Annotated in this window: 15 protein-coding genes; 9 read left to right on the top strand and 6 right to left on the bottom strand. The window is 40.2% G+C overall.

Going from position 1 to position 19600, the window contains the following annotated elements; all coding sequences use genetic code 11:
• Positions 1-170: 170 nt before the first annotated feature.
• The 9 genes from dnaE (at position 171) to FTU02_RS01660 (ending at position 15093) form a co-directional block, all read left to right on the top strand.
• On the top strand, positions 171-3743 hold the full coding sequence (gene dnaE / locus FTU02_RS01700; RefSeq protein WP_180084291.1) for a DNA polymerase III subunit alpha: 3573 nt from the start codon (positions 171-173) through the stop codon (positions 3741-3743).
• Between the two features lie 51 nt (positions 3744-3794).
• The gene (locus FTU02_RS01695; protein ID WP_180039995.1) at positions 3795-4637 is read left to right on the top strand and encodes an RNA methyltransferase; all 843 of its coding nucleotides are present in this window, start codon (positions 3795-3797) and stop codon (positions 4635-4637) included.
• Entirely contained in the window at positions 4630-5439 is an 810-nt protein-coding gene (gene cysE / locus FTU02_RS01690; RefSeq protein WP_111883774.1) for a serine O-acetyltransferase, read from the top strand. Before FTU02_RS01695 ends, cysE begins: the two co-directional genes overlap by 8 nt.
• 105 nt (positions 5440-5544) lie before the next feature.
• Positions 5545-6459, top strand: coding sequence for an ABUW_2363 family tetratricopeptide repeat lipoprotein (locus FTU02_RS01685; RefSeq protein ID WP_078193555.1), 915 nt, complete (start codon positions 5545-5547; stop codon positions 6457-6459).
• Positions 6460-6587: 128 nt separating this feature from the next.
• A complete protein-coding gene (locus tag FTU02_RS01680; RefSeq protein ID WP_180155462.1) occupies positions 6588-8594 on the top strand; it encodes a triacylglycerol lipase in 2007 nt (668 codons plus the stop codon).
• Positions 8595-10096: 1502 nt separating this feature from the next.
• Positions 10097-12727 carry a DNA mismatch repair protein MutS gene (mutS, locus tag FTU02_RS01675; protein ID WP_180155460.1) on the top strand — a complete coding sequence of 877 codons (2631 nt, stop codon included), beginning with the start codon at positions 10097-10099 and terminating at the stop codon, positions 12725-12727.
• A 384-nt stretch (positions 12728-13111) separates the two neighbouring features.
• Positions 13112-13435 carry a ferredoxin FdxA gene (fdxA, locus tag FTU02_RS01670; protein WP_004651686.1) on the top strand — a complete coding sequence of 108 codons (324 nt, stop codon included), beginning with the start codon at positions 13112-13114 and terminating at the stop codon, positions 13433-13435.
• A gap of 138 nt (positions 13436-13573) precedes the next feature.
• Positions 13574-14296, top strand: coding sequence for a D-Ala-D-Ala carboxypeptidase family metallohydrolase (locus FTU02_RS01665; protein WP_078188751.1), 723 nt, complete (start codon positions 13574-13576; stop codon positions 14294-14296).
• Positions 14297-14427: 131 nt separating this feature from the next.
• Positions 14428-15093 (top strand): O-methyltransferase, encoded by a 666-nt coding sequence (locus FTU02_RS01660; protein WP_180155458.1) that lies wholly within the window; start codon positions 14428-14430, stop codon positions 15091-15093.
• Between the two features lie 212 nt (positions 15094-15305).
• Here FTU02_RS01660 and FTU02_RS01655 read toward each other — a convergent pair whose 3' ends face one another.
• The 6 genes from FTU02_RS01655 to lptC form a co-directional block, all read right to left on the bottom strand.
• Positions 15306-16148, bottom strand: a complete 843-nt coding sequence (locus FTU02_RS01655) for a universal stress protein (RefSeq protein ID WP_078193559.1) — start codon at positions 16146-16148, stop codon at positions 15306-15308.
• Positions 16149-16278: 130 nt separating this feature from the next.
• Entirely contained in the window at positions 16279-16896 is a 618-nt protein-coding gene (locus FTU02_RS01650; protein WP_180102636.1) for a DapH/DapD/GlmU-related protein, read from the bottom strand.
• Positions 16889-17488, bottom strand: a complete 600-nt coding sequence (locus tag FTU02_RS01645) for a YigZ family protein (RefSeq protein WP_180048898.1) — start codon at positions 17486-17488, stop codon at positions 16889-16891. The genes FTU02_RS01650 and FTU02_RS01645 overlap by 8 nt, the downstream gene beginning before the upstream one ends.
• 269 nt (positions 17489-17757) lie before the next feature.
• Positions 17758-18501, bottom strand: a complete 744-nt coding sequence (gene lptB / locus FTU02_RS01640; protein WP_078188759.1) for an LPS export ABC transporter ATP-binding protein — start codon at positions 18499-18501, stop codon at positions 17758-17760.
• Entirely contained in the window at positions 18501-19067 is a 567-nt protein-coding gene (gene lptA / locus FTU02_RS01635; RefSeq protein WP_111883783.1) for a lipopolysaccharide transport periplasmic protein LptA, read from the bottom strand. Before lptA ends, lptB begins: the two co-directional genes overlap by 1 nt.
• Positions 19057-19599 (bottom strand): LPS export ABC transporter periplasmic protein LptC, encoded by a 543-nt coding sequence (gene lptC, locus FTU02_RS01630; RefSeq protein ID WP_180007749.1) that lies wholly within the window; start codon positions 19597-19599, stop codon positions 19057-19059. The genes lptA and lptC overlap by 11 nt, the downstream gene beginning before the upstream one ends.
• Position 19600: the final 1 nt, after the last annotated feature.

Genomic DNA, 19600 nt, shown 5'->3' with positions numbered 1-19600 from the left:
AATTAATAGCTTTTTCAGTTAATCAAGGTATTGCTTGCTAAACCGTGATTGTCATACAGCGTTTATTGCTTAAACAGTGAATTTATAAATCTGCATAAAGCCATGCAATAAACGCAAGTTTGATCTCAGAGCATGCTAAAATCAGCAGCTGTTTTCGCAGGGACTCATCTATGCACTTTGTACATCTTGGTATTTTTACAGAATTTTCCATTACTGAATCTATTGTACGTATACCTGATCTTGTAAAAGCTGCAGCTGCAGATGAAATGCCCGCTCTGGCCATTACTGACCTTTCAAATCTACATGCTGCTGTAAAATTCTATAAAAAGTGCTTAGATAAAGGCATTAAACCCATATTTGGTTCAACCATTCGTTTGAATGATGCTGAACACAAAGCTACTCTTCTAGCGATGACCAATAAAGGTTGGCGCAGTCTAACAGAGTTGGTTTCTGAAGGTTATATTTCTGGTCAACAGCTTGATATTCCTTGCGTAAAAAAAGATTGGATTTTAAATCAACACCAAGACTTGATTGTTTTACTGGGTATGCAAAGTGATGTCGGCAAAATGCTTTGCTCTTCTAACCCGCAAAAAGCTGAACCCCTGTTAGCTGAATGGGTCGAAAAATTTGGCAATCGTGTTTATCTAGCGATTACACGAACTGAGCGCTCGGGTGAAGAAGACTTTATTCACGAAGCAGTAAAACTTGCGAAGAAATTTAACATTGGTGTGGTTGCTCATAACGATGTGCATTTTATACGTAAAGAAGATTTCGAGGCACATGAAGCACGCGTTTGTATTGCCGATGGCTATGTCCTCGGTGACAATCGTCGCCCTAAAAATTACAGTCCTGAACAGTATTTTAAAACTGCTGAGGAAATGACGGAGCTGTTTGCAGACATTCCAACGGCTATAGAAAATACCTATCACATTGCGCGACGCTGTAATGTGTCATTACGTTTAGGCTTCCATGACCTTCCCGATTATCCAATTCCTGAAGGCCATACAATTGACACCTATTTTGAACATTTATCGAAAGAAGGTTTAGAAGAACGTTTAGCGCATTTGTACCCTGTCGAACAACGTGGTGACGACTGGCCAGAAATTCGTAAGCCTTATGATGAACGTTTGGCTTATGAAGTCGGGATCATCCTGACCATGCAATTCCCAGGTTACTTCCTGATTGTCATGGACTTTATTCAATGGTCTAAAGGTAATGGCGTCCCTGTTGGTCCAGGCCGTGGTTCGGGTGCAGGTTCCTTGGTTGCCTATAGTTTAAAAATTACTGACCTAGACCCACTACGTTATGACCTACTGTTCGAACGTTTCTTAAACCCTGAACGTGTATCAATGCCCGACTTTGACGTCGATTTCTGTATTGCAGGTCGTGACCGTGTTATTGACTATGTTGCACGCACCTATGGTCGAGATGCGGTCTCTCAAATTGCAACTTTCGGTACCATGGCGGCAAAAGGTGCAATTCGTGACGTAGCCCGTGTCTTGGGTAAATCTTATGGTTTGGCTGACCGTATTTCTAAAATGATTCCGACCAAGCCTTTAGGTTTAAGTTTGGAAGAATCCATTGAGGCCGAACCACAGCTAAAAGATATTGTCACCAATCCATCTAACCCAGATAACGACGATGCAGCCGAAATTTGGGAAATGGCACTCAAACTTGAAGGCATTACCCGTAATACAGGTAAACATGCCGGTGGTGTGGTTATTGCACCAACTAAGTTAACTGACTATTCGGCTGTCCTATGTGATGCAGATGGAACTAACCGTGTAGCCCAATTCGATAAAGACGATGTGGAAGCTGCAGGTCTAGTTAAATTCGACTTCTTGGGCTTACGTAACTTAACGGTAATTGAAGATGCCATTAAGCACATCAATGCCCGTCCAGATATCACTACACCTGTCGACATTTCCTTGATTCCTTTGGATGACAAACCTGCCTATGCTGTGTTCGCAGATGCAAATACCACAGCGGTCTTCCAGTTTGAATCCGTCGGCATGAAAAAAATGCTGAAAGAGGCACGTCCAAGTAAGTTCGAAGAAATTATTGCTTTCGTGTCTTTATACCGTCCAGGCCCGATGGATCTGATTCCTGACTTTATTTACCGTATGCATGGTGGCGAGTTTGAATACTTACATCCATTACTAGAAAGTGTCCTTGAACCAACATACGGCATTATGGTGTATCAGGAACAGGTAATGCAGGCAGCGCAGTTCTGTGCTGGCTATAGCTTGGGTGGCGCGGATTTACTTCGTCGTGCCATGGGTAAAAAGAAAGTCGAAGAAATGATTAAGCACCGTCAGATCTTTACTGAAGGTGCTGCAACCAAAGGTATTGATGCAGATACGGCCAATCATATCTTCGATTATATGGAAAAATTCGCAGGCTATGGTTTTAACAAATCCCATGCCGCAGCCTATGCCCTTGTTGCATATCAAACCGCTTGGTTAAAAGCACATTTCCCTGCTGAATTTATGTCAGCAGTGATGACCTCGGAAATGCAGAACACGGACAACGTGGTGTTCTTAATCGATGACTGTCGTATTAATGGTCTTGAAGTCTTGCCACCTTCGGTCAATATGTCTTTATATAATTTCCATGCCAGCGATCCAAAAACCATCGTCTATGGTTTAGGTGCGATCAAGGGTGTCGGTGAAGCTGCCATGCAGTCTGTGATTGACTCACGTATCCAAGATGGCCCATATAAAGATCTGTTTGACTTCTGTCATCGTATTGACCTAAAAAAAATCAATAAGCGCACGCTTGAAGCATTGATTCGTGGTGGCGCATTGGATTGTTTAGGATTAGAACGCGCTGACTTGATGGCGCAATTGCCAGAAGCTGTACAAGCGGCTGACCAAGCCCGTACAAACCGCGAAACAGGGATGATGGATTTATTTGGTGAAGTTGAAGAAGTTCAGCGTAAACCTTCTAAACCTGTTAAACCGTGGTCTGATGAAGTTCGTCTTAAAGGTGAAAAAGATACTCTCGGGCTTTATCTAACAGGTCATCCGATCGATGTGTATCGATCAGAGCTAAAAGCCTTTATTTCACAGCGCATTAATGAGCTTACGCCTACACGACGTGGTGTCACTACAGTATTTGCAGGCCTAGTCGTCGATATTGCCAACTTCCCGAACCGCATGATGGTGACGCTCGATGATGGTACTGCACGTATAGAAGTGTCTGCGAATCACGAACGTTTTAACCGCTTCAAAGATGTGATTCAAAACGAAAAAGTGGTGGTCATTGAAGGTGAAATTTACGAACGTGAAGGTTTTGATCGGCCAATGGGTCGCTTAACTAAAGCCTTCAGTTTGAATGAAATCCGTCAAAAACGTGCCAATGCCATTCAAATTAAATTAACACCTGAACATTTTAGTAAAACGCTATCACGCGACATCCAAAATATTTTACTGCCTTTCTGCAATGTCGATATGTGTACGCATATACCTGTGCAGTTATATATTGACTATCCATATGCGACGGCCGACATTCATTTGGGCTTAAACTGGAAAGTTGCCCCACTAGATGAATTACTGTCTAAGCTGCGTGACTACTTCGGCAAAGAATCTTTGCATGTCGAATATCATGTCAAATCCAAAGCTGCCAAAGCGGTAAGTTATGAACAAGCCTCTATTCCTGCGCAGGTTCCGCCACCGCCAGATGGGATGAGCATGGATGATGCCATGGATTTATACCAAGCAGAAGCCAATCAATTTTCTTAAAGTTTAAACGCTGTTTGAACTGCTTTTTTAAATAAACATATTGGAAATATCATGAATCAAACTGACAATGCTGCGGTTTCAGCACATCTCTCCCATGTGCGTATTGTCATGGTGAATACAACATTACCCGCAAATATTGGTAGTGCATTACGTGCCATGAAAACCATGGGACTTTCAAAGTTGGTCTTAGTTGCACCGAAGACTTACCCGCATCCGGACATTAATGCCTTAGCTGCCGGTGCTGTCGATTTAATTGATCAAATTGAAATCGTTGAATCATTAGAAGAAGCCATTAAAGATTGTCATATTGTCTTTGGTACTAGTGCGCGTAGTCGTACCATCCCATGGCCATTACTTGACGCTCGCCCTGCTGCCGAAATGTCTCTCAAAGCGGTCTGTGAACAACAGCAAGAAATTGCCGTGGTGTTTGGCCGTGAAGACCGTGGTTTGACCAATGAAGAATTGGCAATGGCCAACTACCACGTCACTATTCCAGTAAATACTGAATATGGCGTCTTAAACGTTGCCCAAGCGATTCAAGTCATTTGCTATGAAATGCGCATGGCCGCCCTTGCACATACTGAGTTAACGGCAAATCCTGATGCCAATATGCATGTTACTGATGACATCGATATGGAATGGGATGAACCTTTGGTGACCCATGAAATGATGGAACAGTTCTACCCGCATATTGAAAAAATGCTGGCAGAGATTGAATTTATGGATCCAAAAAATCCAAGATTATTACCTTTACGCTTGCGTCGCCTATTTGGACGTATACAATTAGATCGTATGGAATACCACTTATTACGTGGCATCTTTAGCCGAGTACAGGCTTTAAATAACGGAACATGGAAAAAATCTACAGACAATGAGGATCAATCTAATGCTTAAGCAGCTCAAAGAAGATATACAGGCTGTATTCGCGCGCGATCCTGCTGCACGAAATACGCTCGAAGTCTTAACGACTTATCCAGGAATTCATGCCTTAATCATGCATCGTATGGCACATGAACTTTGGAAAAAAGAGTGTAAAGGCTCAGCTCGTCTATTGTCTTCTTTTAGCCGCTTTGCCACAGGCATTGAGATTCATCCGGGTGCAAAAATCGGTCGTCGTTTCTTCATTGACCACGGTATGGGTGTGGTGATTGGTGAAACAGCTGAAATTGGTGATGATGTCACCCTCTACCATGGTGTGACCTTAGGTGGCACGACTTGGAACAAAGGCAAACGTCACCCAACTTTGGAAGATGGCGTAGTGGTTGGCGCCGGTGCAAAAATCTTGGGCCCATTTACGGTAGGTAAAAATGCCAAAGTCGGTTCAAATGCCGTCGTGACTAAAGAAGTTCCTGCAAATACTACTGCTGTGGGCAATCCAGCACGCTTTATCACCAAAGATAAACCAAAAGATGAAGCGGAAACCCGTCGTCGCGATTATGCAGAAAGTATTGGTTTCCAACCGTATGCTGCAACACAAGACCAAACTGACCCAATGTTAGAAGGTATGCGTGTATTGTTAGATCGTATTCAGCACAATGAAAAACGTATGAATAATTTGTGTCAGCGTTTGTCTCTCCTTGACCCAACGTTCAAAAAGCAACAGCTTAATGAACAACCCTTTAGTCAGGAAGAACTTAAAATCATTGAAGATGTGCGCCGCGAATGCGAAGCTCAAAGTAGTCAATCTAAAGCTTAACCAAAAGCAATCAGAATAAATTGCCTTTAACTTGCATGTTGTTCAGAGTTTTTTTAGACTGACCAACATGCTTTTTTTATAAAATAAATTTAATGGATGAATCATATGACGCTTAAGCCCTTGGCAGTTGCTTGTATTGCTTTAACCCTTGCCGCTTGTGGAAGCGCCCCAACTAAAAATAATGCTCCTAAAGATGCCATGATTTTTGTAGAGCCTGAACTGACTCCACCTTTCTACGCACTCAACCCATTTAACTACGATGCACCACCTCCTTTTGAATTAAATTTACAAAAAGCTGCTGCACAGCCTGTGACTAAGATGGTGGTAACTAGCCCAACCGACCCATCTAAGCAATTAACCCTAGAAGAAAACCGCCTGATTATCCCCACTGTTGACAGCAAAGAACGTTCGATGAAATTTGCTGCTTTAGCAGGTGATAATGAAATCGACATTACTGAAATTGATGATTTCTTACAGCTTGTTGAAGGTAAAGCACGTCACTATCCACCACGTTTTGTTCAACGCCAAGAACGCAAAGGGTTTGAGCTTAAACTCAAGGAAGTTACGCAAAAATTAGATACGCTTGCGTCTAAAGACAATGCTTCTTTTGATATTTTAGTTCGTGCATTTAAAGCCAGTGTGATGGCACGTAACCTTGATTTGGGTTCTGTGTACACAACTAAATCATTAACTTACGCACAACGTATTTTAAAAATCAACCAAGATGATGCAGAAGCAAACTTCTGGTTCGGTTTTGGTTTATCTGAAGGTGGTGGTCAACGTGAAGCGATTCCATACTTAGACAAAGCAATGAAAGCCGGTGTTCAAGAAGCGTATCTTTCTGCAGCAAATAACTATATTGCCATGGAACAAAAAAAGAACGCCATTCAGGTTTTAAAGAACTATAAAGTTAAATATCCACAAGAAGCAGAAGTTGCTGATCGTTTAATTCAAGAAATTGAAAAGCAAGGTCGCTGGAATGTTTGGCAAGTTTTAAATCCACCTAAAGCTGCGTCTTAAATCAGACGATTTAGAAAATTCTTTTGAAAAAAGACCGTTTTAACGGTCTTTTTTCATTTAAGGTGAATTGAAAATCCTGACAATTATCGTATGATTTGAAAATACTTAACCTTATGCGCGGCCTCTTTATGCAGCAAAATATTAAAAAAATACTGCTCCTTGGAATCATAAGTACAAGCGTACTGAGTGGATGTCAGGTCGTCAGTGTCAAAAATCAAAAACTCAATGTTTCGATTGCCAATGAACGTGAAAGTATTATTTCTCGAAACAAACTTAGCGAAGCCAGTTTAAATGTCTTGTCGATGACAGGTCGGGAAGCCAAAGCCTGCACAGAAGACCCGAAAGCCTGTGTTGATGAGTTACAACAAATTCCTCAGATTCAAGATGAACAATTACTTTCTACAGCAAGTGAATTATATTTAGCTAAAGCTATAGAATATGAATCTTCTTCAGCCTGCAAGTTAGGTGTGCTCAGTAGTCACAAATCTGAAGAAAAACAAAAAATTGAACAAGACACTTATAATAAGTGCTTAGATCAACAATTGATACTTCTCGATAAAAGTATTCGCTATAGCTATGCGTACATGTTTAAAACCAAACGTGCGCCTGCTGATCGTATTTTTGATAACCGTCAAGTTCAAATCCGTGATTTCTATAATCAAGGGATTGCCAAATTGGTTAGCAGTTATGCACTACGTTATAAACCGCAAAAAGTCACTCAACAGATTAAAGTTGGGCAAACCACCTATCACATAGACTTCAGCCACTACCCAGAACTCAAAAATCGTAAAATTGAACAATTGATGTCAACCTATAACCTTAACTTCTCAGGTTTACGTTCAATTACACGTCGAGATGGTTTTGGCTCCGAATTTCTTGTGGTTTTACCCGAAGAACATACGATTGAAACAGGCAAAGCCAAATATATTATCAATCCGATTGATTTTAAATATCCGTCTGGTTCAAATCCTAATATCCATCAAGCGCGCTATTTAGCTGCAACCTTAACGGCTGAACCACTAAGCGCTGCAACTACAGTTGATCAAATTTTGAATCAACATGAGTTTCAAATTAAAGCTTACGACCCGTATAAGTATGAACAGGTCAATATTGCCAATAAAAACTATGCGCTTGCTGCCAATTTTTCTGCTCCATATGGTCTTTGGTTAGCACAAAATAACTTGGGTAAGGCAGCTTATTTATCACTGATTGACCGAGATGAAAAACTGACGATGCCGCATCTCTACATGCTTGAACCATATAATCCTGACAAGAAAGTTATCGTCTTGGTACATGGCCTTGCTAGCAGCCCTGAAGCATGGATTCGTCTGACTAACGATATTATGGGCGATTCAGTGCTACGTGAACATTATCAAGTGTGGCAAGTCTTCTATTCAACTAATATGCCGATTATTGAAAGCCGCTTCCAAATTTATTCCATTTTGACTCAGACCTTTAGCAAAGTAGACGCCAATGCCGCAGCTAAAAAAGATGCTGTTCTAGTCGGTCATAGTATGGGCGGCATTATTGCACGACTACTGGTCAGCCAAGCCGATACCACGCAAGCAGCTTTGAAAATGATGAATTCACGTCAATTAAATCAGTACCGAAATATTCCAGTCGTGAAGCAACGTATGGTGATTGATGATATTCCTAATTTCAGCCGTGCAATTTTTTTGGCTGCACCTCATCGTGGTACAGAATATGCAGATCGCTGGTTTACCAAAGCCGCTCGAAAAATTATTAAACTCCCAGGAGCTTTTTTATCGGCTATGGGTGATGTGTTAACTCAAGAAGAAGACCTGAAAGATTTATTTCGTGAAATTGACCATGGCTTGATCCAAAATGGACCAAGTGACTTAAGTCATCAATCAAAATTTATCGCGCTCACTGAAAATATTCAGCCGCGTAAGGGTTTGAAGTTTCATTCAATTATGGGAAATAACACCAACAGTCAAGATAAAAATATTATGACGGATGATATCGTACCATACACTAGTGCTCATCTAGAGGGTGCTGTTTCAGAAAAAATCATTAAAGGGGGTCATTCGATTCAAGAAACCCCTGAAGCTGTACTCGAACTACGCCGTATATTACGTTTGCATTTGATTGAACTTGGCCTCTATAAACCATAAGGCAATACAGCATTTAAATCGATCTACATATTTTAAAACCGATCTCAGGATCGGTTTTTTTATTTCTGCATTTACTTGAATATGCCATTATTCAGGTAATTACTATATAAGCTTTTTTTTAATTATTTTAAAACTCAAAGGCACTCGTTAAACTTTACATAAACCTTATATTGGAGATAAATTATTGTAAAATAAATTCAAAATATTGTGCCCATTTCCTAATTTTTTATGAGCATATCGAATTATGAAATTTTAAGGCTTTAAGTCACTTCTTCTGTGAAATTAAGGGTCTAATCATAACTATATAAAATTAAGTATATTTTACGTCAAGTTTATAATCCATTTATCAACCGCTCTACCGTGATGAAGCGGCGAAAAAATTTTGTTTTCGCGGAATCATTATTTTTCTCCTGTATGCCCTGTCATGTACGGGGATTTATCAAGTGATTCCATAACGCAGTTTTGTAGATTCCTCTGTATATTTGGGTAGTGTTTATCACTCTGATCGCATGGGATTTTTCTTTTTTTCCGCATTAACCCCTTATTTTAATGTTTATACTTGTCTAGGCTCGATGTGCGCTGTTGCGATCATATTTATCATCTTTACTATGATTTGTAATGATCACAATGATGCGCTATTACATGCAGCCATGAAGTATGCCGTGGTCATCATCTATGCCTTTGTTGGTATGCGTTTTTATATTGCCATGGTTACGGGTTGGTAGAACATGACCACTGACTGTCGTCCATTATAAGGAGCTTTAGAATAGCTATGGCATTATGCCCTACGCCATCAACAGCCTTTAAGCATCATGGTGATCGATATCGAATTTTTGAAAATTAAACTGATCATTTAGGTCATCAGGCGGTTGACATCTGCCTGCCCCAAATTGCAGAGGTTTTGTCTCAAATCACCAATCGAAATAGTGAGTTAGCTGCACACAATGGCAGCGAATAGTTTTTACTCCTCTTTAGGGTGTTAACTGAAGCTGAAAATTGAACCTTTGGCAGCCGATTTATTATGCAGAACTTAATCACTCGAACTTCCACATCCAGCCAGCCATATGTCTGAATTTGTGAAGATTAGCATCGGTACGGAAACGATCATTCCATCTAAATCTTATAAAATTCAGAAATTTATATAGGCTGCCGATCGTGCACTTTACCTTGCATAAGGTAGCGATCGCAACCAATATCGATTAGCTCAGGCTGAAGCATAGCCTAGTATTTGAGTCAGTCTAAGCTTTTTGAATTTATACTGAGATATTTTAGTGTTTTAAAGAATACTCAAGTCTGCTTTTTTTTACATGCAGACAAACCTTTTCTGGCATTTTCCTACCACTTTTTTTGCTAGAATCAGCAACACGATTTGTTAACGTACACCTGTGGTTTTGAATGAAGAGACAATATAAATATAAGGACTTTTTCTAAATCCAATTTTCATCAAAACAGTGTTATTCGTTTAGCAGCGCACAAATTTTTATTTTAAGGTATTTCGTTTCATGCAAGCTGATAATTCCAAAGTTGACCTTTCAACCCTGACCCCGATGATGCAACAGTACATGTCAGTCAAAATGCAAAATCCGCATTCACTGATGTTTTATCGGATGGGTGATTTTTACGAGCTCTTTTTTGAAGATGCGCATAAGGCAGCAAAACTTTTAGGAATTACACTAACACATCGTGGTAAAGCCAATGGTGAGCCTATTCCTATGGCGGGTGTCCCGTACCATGCAGCTGAAGGCTATTTAGCCCGCCTTGTAAAAAAAGGGGAAACGGTGGTGATCTGCGAGCAAATTGGTGAGGTAACAGGTAAAGGTCCAGTTGAGCGCGGCATTGTTCGTATCATTACCCCGGGGACATTAACGGATGATGCACTAATTCCCTCTCATCAAAGTTCAAATTTAGTCGCGATCTGCTTACAACAAAATCAGATCGGGATTGCTTTACTAGACCTCAGTGCAGGTATTTTCAAAGTTCAGCAAATGGACTATCAGCTGGAACAATTAGCAATCGAACTTTCACGTTTAATGCCGAGCGAAATTTTGATTGATGAAGATCTTATTGATCCGAATATTGTCGAGCAAATTAAACGTCAATTAGACTGCCCTGTCACTAAACGTCCAAACGTCGACTTCAATTTAAATAACGCACAAAAAACGCTGTGTGACCAATTTGCAGTTGCCACACTTTCAGGTTTTGGTATTGACCATTTACCTTTGGCGAAAGCTGCCGCAGCGGCTTTGATTCACTATGCAAAAGTGACTCAAAAAACTGCTTTACCACATATTCGCAGCATTCAACTCGAACAAAGTAGTGATTTTGTGGCGCTCGACCCCGTCACTCGTCGTAACTTAGAACTGATTGATCCCCTATTTGAACATGGTACTTCCCTGTTCCAACTAATCAATGATTGCCAAACTGCGATGGGTGGCCGTCTATTAAGTCGTACCTTAATGCAGCCTTTACGAGATACCGCTTTATTGGATGCACGTTTAGATGCATCACAAGCGATGCTGCAAGGCTATCATGAGTCTCCGATCCGCTTAGTTCTCAAAGAAATTGGTGATATTGAACGTGTGCTATCTCGTGTAGCTCTCGGCAGTGCTCGTCCACGAGACCTAGTTCAGTTACGTCAAACTTGTGCACAAATTCCCTATCTTCGACATGCACTTGAACCGATCATTCAGGCACATCAATCTAAGCTAATCGCTCAGTTAAATGATGAAATGGGTGATTTTCACGGCTTACATGAGCGTCTCATGTCTGCCATCGTAGAAAACCCGCCAGTGCTTTTACGTGATGGAAATGTGATTGCCGAGGGTTTCGACACTGAACTTGATGAACTACGTAAAATTCGTGACCATGCAGGACAATTCCTCATTGATCTCGAAATCAAAGAGCGTGAACAAACCGGAATTTCAACCTTAAAAATTGGCTATAACCGTGTCAGTGGCTACTATATTGAACTCACTCGAGCGCAGGCTGAGCAAGCACCTGATCATTATATTCGCCGCCAAACCCTAAAAAGTGCGGAACGCTACATTACCCCTGAGTTGAAATCTTTTGAAGATAAGGTGCTTTCGAGTGAGTCACGTGCATTAGCGCGCGAAAAAATGCTCTTTGAGCTATTACTTGATGAGTTACGTGCAGATATTGGCAACTTACAAATGATGAGCGCCGCTATAGCGCAAATTGATTTACTGGCTAATTTTGCCCATCAAGCTCGATTACGAAATTGGTCACGTCCTGAATATAGCCCTGAAGTTGGGATCAAAATCAAAGCCGGACGTCACCCAGTTGTGGAATCTCTGAGCAAATCAGCATTTACTCCAAATGATACCAGTTTGGACTTTAATCACCGTATGGCGATTATCACAGGGCCAAATATGGGCGGTAAATCGACCTTTATGCGCCAAACAGCCTTAATCAGTTTATTGGCCTACTGTGGTAGCTTTGTCCCTGCCCAATCTGCCATTTTAGGGCCTATCGACCGGATATTTACCCGTATTGGATCTGCCGACGACTTATCTACAGGCAAATCAACCTTCATGGTGGAAATGACTGAAACCTCTCAGATTCTTCATCATGCAACCAATCAATCACTGGTACTGATGGATGAAGTTGGGCGTGGTACGAGTACCTATGATGGCTTATCTTTGGCTTGGGCATGTGTACTCGATCTCACCCGTCGCATTAAATGTTTATGCTTATTTGCAACGCATTATTTTGAACTCACCGAGTTAGGCAAAGACGCCAATATCGATAACTATCATGTGACTGCTCGTGAGCTTAATGGCAACTTGATCCTGCTACATAAAGTTCAACAAGGCCCTGCGAGTCAAAGTCATGGTCTACAAGTAGCAAAGCTTGCGGGGATTCCTGCAGCTGTGATCAAAGAAGCGCAAAATCGCCTTCGTATATTAGAAACTCAGCAAAAACAGCAACTCAATACGGCTGTACAAACCGATCTATTCTCGGCACTCGCAGAGCCTGAAGTCATCGAACGCGTAGTTGAAGTTGAAAAAACATCGCCCGTACTTGATGCTTTAGCAGATATAGATATCGATAACTTAAGTCCACGTGAAGCACTACAACAGCTTTACGCCTTAAAGGATTTACTTAAGATCTAATTGAGCAATAACGATAGATGAGATATGCAAAGAGCACCTATGAAGGTGTTCTTTGCATTGACTCCATTCAAACGCGTAAATTAGTGAATGTTTGCTATCTACTACTGCGGCTATTCAGCAATAAATTGATAAAAAATTAATGTTCTAAAATGTTTCATGCTTAAAATGCACATAAAAATATTGTTCGATAAACAGATGTAATTTAATTAGTTTTTGAGTATGATTCTCATTCATTGTGAAATTTACATAAATTGTTCAGTTTTTAGTGATTTTAACAGCACTGCATATAATAATTATCAATAAAAGGAATTGTTAGTTACCCTATTTTTTGCCTAAAATACACCATTAGTTTATTAGAACCATATTTTTTAGGTAGCTGTCGCCATGACCTTTGTTGTCACTGAAAACTGTATTAAATGTAAATATCAAGACTGCGTAGAAGTTTGCCCTGTTGACTGTTTCTATGAAGGTCCAAACTTCCTTGTTATTAATCCAGATGAATGTATCGACTGTGCGCTATGTGAACCTGAGTGTCCAGCTAACGCGATTTTCTCTGAAGATGAGTTACCTGAAGGTCAAGAAGTATTTATCGAACTTAATACTGAACTTTCTCAAAAATGGCCGAACATCACTCAAATTGGTGATCAACCTGCCGACCGTGAAGAATGGAACGGTAAAGCTGATAAATTACAATATCTTGAAAAGTAATTTTACGCTTTCATGAAAAGATCAGCACATGCTGATCTTTTTTTATACTTAAAGCACACATTTCATTGCAAATTATTCAAATTTTCTCAATCAAATTGGATTAAAATAGAACGAGTTTATAAATAATTGATTTCTATAATGAAGCATTTACTCAAGGGATTATTGTCCGTTGCAATATTCCCTCTTGTTTTCATTGGTTGTACAACTACACCACAAAAACAAGGTCACACTATTACAACTCCCGACGGTAAACGTATTTACATACCTCAAGAAAAAGTGACGACCATCAGACAAGCCCCGCCTAAAGTGGTGCCTTATGCCTACAATTCGTGGGTCGCGTCTGTCGATAATTTACGTCGCGTTCGAGACTATGAAGTCTTTTTAGAGAAAAATGGTGTAGGCAATATCATTCCATCATTTGAGTTGATGCGTACTGCACGTGACTGGCAAAAATGTGGTCGCTCAGAATATATGGTACCTAACCGTGAATTATGGCAAAACCAAATTGCAACCTTACGTGTCTTTAAATATTTAGTAGCTGCCAATATCTTAACGGACTTTGAAGTGACATCGGTTTATCGTGATTTGCCTTTGAACCAGTGTGCCGGTGGTGCAAGTTCATCTCGTCACTTATACAACTCGGCGATTGATTTCCGTATTGGACCTGCGTATCCACAGCCCGAAGACTATAGTTATATTGAAAATACCAAGTTCCGTTTATGCCAATTTTGGTCACAACATGGGCAAAGCCTCAATATGGGCCTAGGTCTATATGCCAGCGGACAAATTCATATTGATACTCAAGGCTACCGTACTTGGGGGCCTGATCACTCAAGTCGTTCATCAATGTGTAATTACTAAAACATTACATTGTCATACCAAGACCTCTTCGGAGGTCTTTTTTGTGCATAAAATATACAAATACAGAACAATAAATTGCGATGTTAGTGGAAAGGTTTAAAATGCTTGCATCAATCACGAGGTGCGACAACATGCAACAAATGTGGACAGACATTGATGCTTACATCGATTCACATTTAATTCCTGAAGATCCAATACTGACTCAAACACTTCAACATACAGATGAACGTGGCTTTCCAGATCATCTTGCTGTAGCGGCCAATCAAGGCATGCTGCTACAAATGTTAATCCAAATGAACAAGTGTAAACGTGTTTTAGAACTTGGAACTTTTGCAGCCTACAGCACCATGTGGTTAGCACGTGCCTTACCTGAAGATGGTTACATTCTGACCATTGAAGGTCGTGATACACATGCTGCCCTCGGTCAAGAAAATATTGATAATGCAAAGCTTGCACAAACGATAGAACTGAAATGTGGTCGTGCGGCAGATATTTTACGTGCCCTTCCTGAAGATACCGAACCTTTTGACTTTATTTTTGTCGATGCAGACAAACAGAGCTACCCTGAATATTTAGAATTAAGTTTAAATTTATCTCATTCAGGTACAGTGATTGTTTTAGACAATGTAATTCGTGCAGGTGAGATTCTAAATGCTGAAAACCACAAACCAAGCATTGAAGGTATCCGTGATATGTTCAAAGCCATGCAAAATCATACGAAAATTTTATCTTGCACAGCACTTCAAACTGTTGGTTGCAAAGGTCATGACGGTTTTGCAATTGCAATCGTTAAATAATCTCAATCGAGGTGTTTAAAAAAACACCTCGAATAAAGGTATAAAAAACAATCAATATAATATTTTATTTTAAAAACAATTACTTACAAACACTACACACAGAGTTATCCACAATTTTTGAGGATAACTCTGATTATTTTTAAATCAACAACTTATTATTTATTTACTCGTAATTGTCCGTCTATTAAATCAACTCTGTTCGTTTGCTCAACTTATTTTACAACCAACAATGGAACACTGGAATTTCTGAAAATACTGGTAGTGATACTGCCCAAGAAGAACTGATGGATTTTACTGTGGCTAAAAGCGCCAAGTACGATTAACTGAATACCATGCTCTTGTTGATAGTCCAGAATATTTTCCGAAACATCGCCATAACGGTATTCTGTCACCACATCGAGACCGGCATTGGTTAAATAATTTTTTGGATCATCCAAGATTTGTGGGTGATCTCCAACATAAACCAAATGACATTGTAAGAGTTTGAGTAGATCACTTTGTGCCACACGCTTCATTAACTCAACGCATTTAGGCGAATATTCATAGGCAAAAATAAAGCGAGTCGGTGGTTTAAACGTTGGTCCTACGGTCATAACTGTACAACTTGCACCACGAATAAAGTTTTCAACATTACTACCCAGCGGCTTATTACGCTCTGCTGAACGTTCACCAACGCGACCAATTAAAACAATATCGTCATCTTGCAAAATATTAAAACTTTGCTCTAAGAAGTCACCCTTTTCCTGAATATGGGTGGTTTGAATACCATGCTTATCTTGGATCATTTCAGAAATGTGTTTGAGCAAGTTATTACTATAATCTAGCGCTAAATCACTTTGTTTTTGTTCTAACTCCGCGAGTTCTTTTAAGAGCATGGCATTACTTTCAAACCCAATCACGCCGCTAATTTCACCTAAGTGATAACTTGCCGGATAGTAATCAAGTATTTGCAGTAAAACCAACTCACGGTGAGTTTGTTTAGCAACCCAAGCAGCAGCATCAGCTAGTGCATTAATGCATGGAGAAGAGTCGATACAGGCGATAACTCGTTTCATGATTAGCCCTCGTTTTATTATTGCTTGGCTATAAAATGTTGTTTGTTATTTTTAACTTATCACAACTCTGTTTCACTGTGCATGCATTTGTGTAAGCATAAAAATGATTTATGACGTATTTGGCGATTATTTATTCACGATATCGAATAAATTTTGCAGGATTTCCTGCAATGATTGCACGCGCTTCGACATTTTTCGTCACCATACTGTTCATGCCGACCACAGCCTGCTCAGCGATGTGAATGCCATCCTTGATTCCAACATGCGCCCCTAACCAAACATCATGCTCTATCTCAATCCCTTGTGATCGTACAGCCTGCTGATAGATAGGTTGATTGACATCCATTCCATGATCGAAAGCATATAGATGGCAATATGCCGCCATACGAACTTGATCATGAATTTTTATGCCCACGCGCCCACCATCTAAAATACAGTGATGATTGATCGCCACTTCATTGCCAATTTCTATTGGGCCATGCAAAGTGCAATCTGCTGCAATAAAGCTGTTATCTCCAATAACAATCTTACGTCCCGGTTCGGCAAAAATATGAGCCAAGGGCGATATAAAACAATTTTCACCAATTTCAACGGTTTCCATAGACTTAAGATAGTCTTGATATTCCTGTTGCCAAGCTTCGGCCCAACCACGATTTTTAGGTTTGAGTGACCAATACAACCAAGGCATATAATTCAGACGATGCTTATGTTGCTCTCGATATTTCAATAATGGATCTATTTCATTCACCTTCAGCAGCCTCGATGATATGCAATTGTTCACGTCCGCGAGTTATATCCTGAATTTTTAACTGTAGCGGTTGGATTTGATGAATTTGCAATGATGTAAGTACATTTACGCCCTGCGCTGTATAGTCTTCCTGAAATTCAATTTGCTGCTGATTGAGTTCATATTGGAAAATTGCCCATTCATTAAACTGACAACTAAATTGCACTTTTTTCTTCTCAATAAGTTCAATTTTTTCAGCCTGCAACAGGCATTGACCTGCACAGCCACCATAGGCACGTACCAATCCCCCTGTCCCGAGCTTAATTCCACCATACCAACGATTAACCAAGACCAACACGTTGGTTAGGTCATTCCCTTCTATGGTTGCTAGAATGGGCCGACCTGCTGTGCCTGAAGGCTCACCATCATCATTAAAACGTACGGTATGTCCAATTTTCCATGCCCAACACTGATGTGTTGTTGAGATATCTTTATTGGCTTCGAGAAATTCTTTAACGGCTTGTTCATTTTCCACAGGAACTGCGATGGCTTGAAAACGACTTTTTTTAATGTCTTCTTCATATTCAAACTGTGCGGCGAGTGTAAATGGCATAACGTCTTTAGATCCTCTATCAACGGATATTATAGCGTTTTTTGAAAGACTTACATCCACAAAAAAGCCCCCAATACTGGAGGCTTGATTGAAGACCATTCATCTTTCGTAATCGCATGATTTTTGCAGGTCGTATTTTTAGTTTAAAGTATACTGAATTCTTGTTAATTTTTTAGATTAATCGCTCAGTTTTTGTCATTTCAGACAATAACATAAACCCGTTGAATGAAACTAGCGCCATTCAACGGGAAATTCCTTATTTTATTCAATTAAACGGTAAAATCATCACCAAGATAAACTTTACGTACAGTTTCATCCGCAAGGACTTCTTCTGGAGTACCCTCTGCAATCACTGAACCTTCGCTCACGATATAGGCATGCTCACAAATCGCAAGAGTTTCACGCACATTATGGTCGGTAATTAATACACCAATACCACGATCTTTCAATGTTCGGATAATGTCTTTGATATCCCCCACTGAAATAGGATCAACCCCTGCAAAAGGTTCATCAAGCAACATAAATTTAGGGTCTGCCGCTAACGCACGCGCGATTTCCGCACGACGACGCTCACCACCCGACACACTCATACCAAGAGAATCTTTAATATGAGTGATTTTAAAGTCGGCAAGCAATTCCGTTAAACGTTGCTGACGTTGTTGCTTATTCAGATCTTTACGGGTTTCTAAAATCGACATGATATTTTCAGAAATGGTTAATTTTCTAAAAATAGATGCTTCTTGAGGTAGATAACCAATACCTTTACGTGCGCGCTCATGCATTGCCAAGTCAGACAAATCAAGATCATCTAAATGAATCTCACCTTTATCCATACGCACTAGGCCAACAACCATATAGAAACTTGTGGTTTTACCTGCACCATTTGGACCAAGTAAACCCACAATTTGACCACTTTGCATGCTAAAGGATACATCCTTTACCACCCAACGTTTACTATAGTTTTTGGCTAAATGTTTAATACATAAAGTTTGAACTTGCGAGGTTTGCTCCATTAATCACGTGCTCCTGGGAAGGACTTAGTGCTTGACGGTGGAATCACGATTTGAACACGACCTGAAGAAGATCCAGATTTATTTGGCGTACCTTCAGCAACGATATCGCCTTTATTCATACTGTATTTCAGGCTATTACCCCGAATACTTGCACCATCTTGTTGTAACAAAGCACCACCCGTCATGGTGATAATACCCGTTTCAGCATTATAGACGATTTTCTGAGCTTGGCCTTTTGCATAGCCTTTGGCAGGGTCAGTTTTTTGTTGGAAATGTGCTGGCCCACCCGTTGCTGTAATCGTACTGATCTCTTTTTTGCTGTTTAAGTTCGCAACGATTGAGTTTGCCTGAAGCTTCATCGAACCCTGTTCAATGATGACATTACCGGTATACGTCGTAATCCCGGTCTTTTCATTAAATGTTGCACGATCAGCAACCAGTGAAATTGGTTGATTACGGTCTGAAGGCAAAGCAAAAGCTGCAACTGAACATAACGCCAGTGAACCGAGTAGCGCTGTACGTTTTAGGAAAGTTTTTGCAGTTTTTCGATTAAAATTATGGTTCATACTTTCCTCGAATATTAAAAAATTCGTATTGACCGTCGTTTAAATTTGCTTTTAAACCTTGGCTGACAAATTCGGCTTGTGGTGAAATCACCGTTACAGTCTTGTCCGTTTCTATTTCACGCTGTTTTGGAAAAGCAGTTAGTTCCTCAGTACGAAACTCCATTTGCCCTTCACGCATCAATTTTGTTGCAACCACATTGTCACTCAGTACGATTTTTTGGTTATCATCCATACCATTGGCTTGTTTGGCAAAGAACGTGGCATCGACAGCACCATCCTGATAGGTCGATGCTTTCAGATTCACCAAATGAGAAGTTTGCTTTTGCAAATCCTGCTCAAGTCGATCGACTTGCGCACGAATATGCAATTTTCCCTGCTCATCAGTCTGCGTCAGGTTAATGTTTTCAGCTGAGTAAGTCATACTTTTCGAAGAGTCCGCCTGAAGCTTATTACCCTTTCCACCGAAATAGTAAAAACCACCGCTTACTGCAGCAATGACCACAGCTGTCACGTATAAAACTTTAGTATCCATA

Source organism: Acinetobacter sp. YH12045 (assembly GCF_013419925.1).
Classification (GTDB): Bacteria; Pseudomonadota; Gammaproteobacteria; order Pseudomonadales; family Moraxellaceae; genus Acinetobacter; species Acinetobacter amyesii.
This window is presented reverse-complemented; position numbering and strand designations above follow the sequence as displayed.

Coding starts and splice junctions, on each gene's coding strand:
- cysE (WP_111883774.1), top strand. CDS start 4,630: ATGCTTAAGCAGCTCAAAGAAGATATACAGGCTGTATTCGCGCGCGAT.
- FTU02_RS01655 (WP_078193559.1), bottom strand. CDS start 16,148: ATGAAACGAGTTATCGCCTGTATCGACTCTTCTCCATGCATTAATGCA.
- FTU02_RS01685 (WP_078193555.1), top strand. CDS start 5,545: ATGACGCTTAAGCCCTTGGCAGTTGCTTGTATTGCTTTAACCCTTGCC.
- FTU02_RS01695 (WP_180039995.1), top strand. CDS start 3,795: ATGAATCAAACTGACAATGCTGCGGTTTCAGCACATCTCTCCCATGTG.
- FTU02_RS01665 (WP_078188751.1), top strand. CDS start 13,574: ATGAAGCATTTACTCAAGGGATTATTGTCCGTTGCAATATTCCCTCTT.
- fdxA (WP_004651686.1), top strand. CDS start 13,112: ATGACCTTTGTTGTCACTGAAAACTGTATTAAATGTAAATATCAAGAC.
- dnaE (WP_180084291.1), top strand. CDS start 171: ATGCACTTTGTACATCTTGGTATTTTTACAGAATTTTCCATTACTGAA.
- lptC (WP_180007749.1), bottom strand. CDS start 19,599: ATGGATACTAAAGTTTTATACGTGACAGCTGTGGTCATTGCTGCAGTA.
- lptA (WP_111883783.1), bottom strand. CDS start 19,067: ATGAACCATAATTTTAATCGAAAAACTGCAAAAACTTTCCTAAAACGT.
- FTU02_RS01660 (WP_180155458.1), top strand. CDS start 14,428: ATGCAACAAATGTGGACAGACATTGATGCTTACATCGATTCACATTTA.
- FTU02_RS01680 (WP_180155462.1), top strand. CDS start 6,588: ATGCAGCAAAATATTAAAAAAATACTGCTCCTTGGAATCATAAGTACA.
- mutS (WP_180155460.1), top strand. CDS start 10,097: ATGCAAGCTGATAATTCCAAAGTTGACCTTTCAACCCTGACCCCGATG.
- lptB (WP_078188759.1), bottom strand. CDS start 18,501: ATGGAGCAAACCTCGCAAGTTCAAACTTTATGTATTAAACATTTAGCC.
- FTU02_RS01645 (WP_180048898.1), bottom strand. CDS start 17,488: ATGCCATTTACACTCGCCGCACAGTTTGAATATGAAGAAGACATTAAA.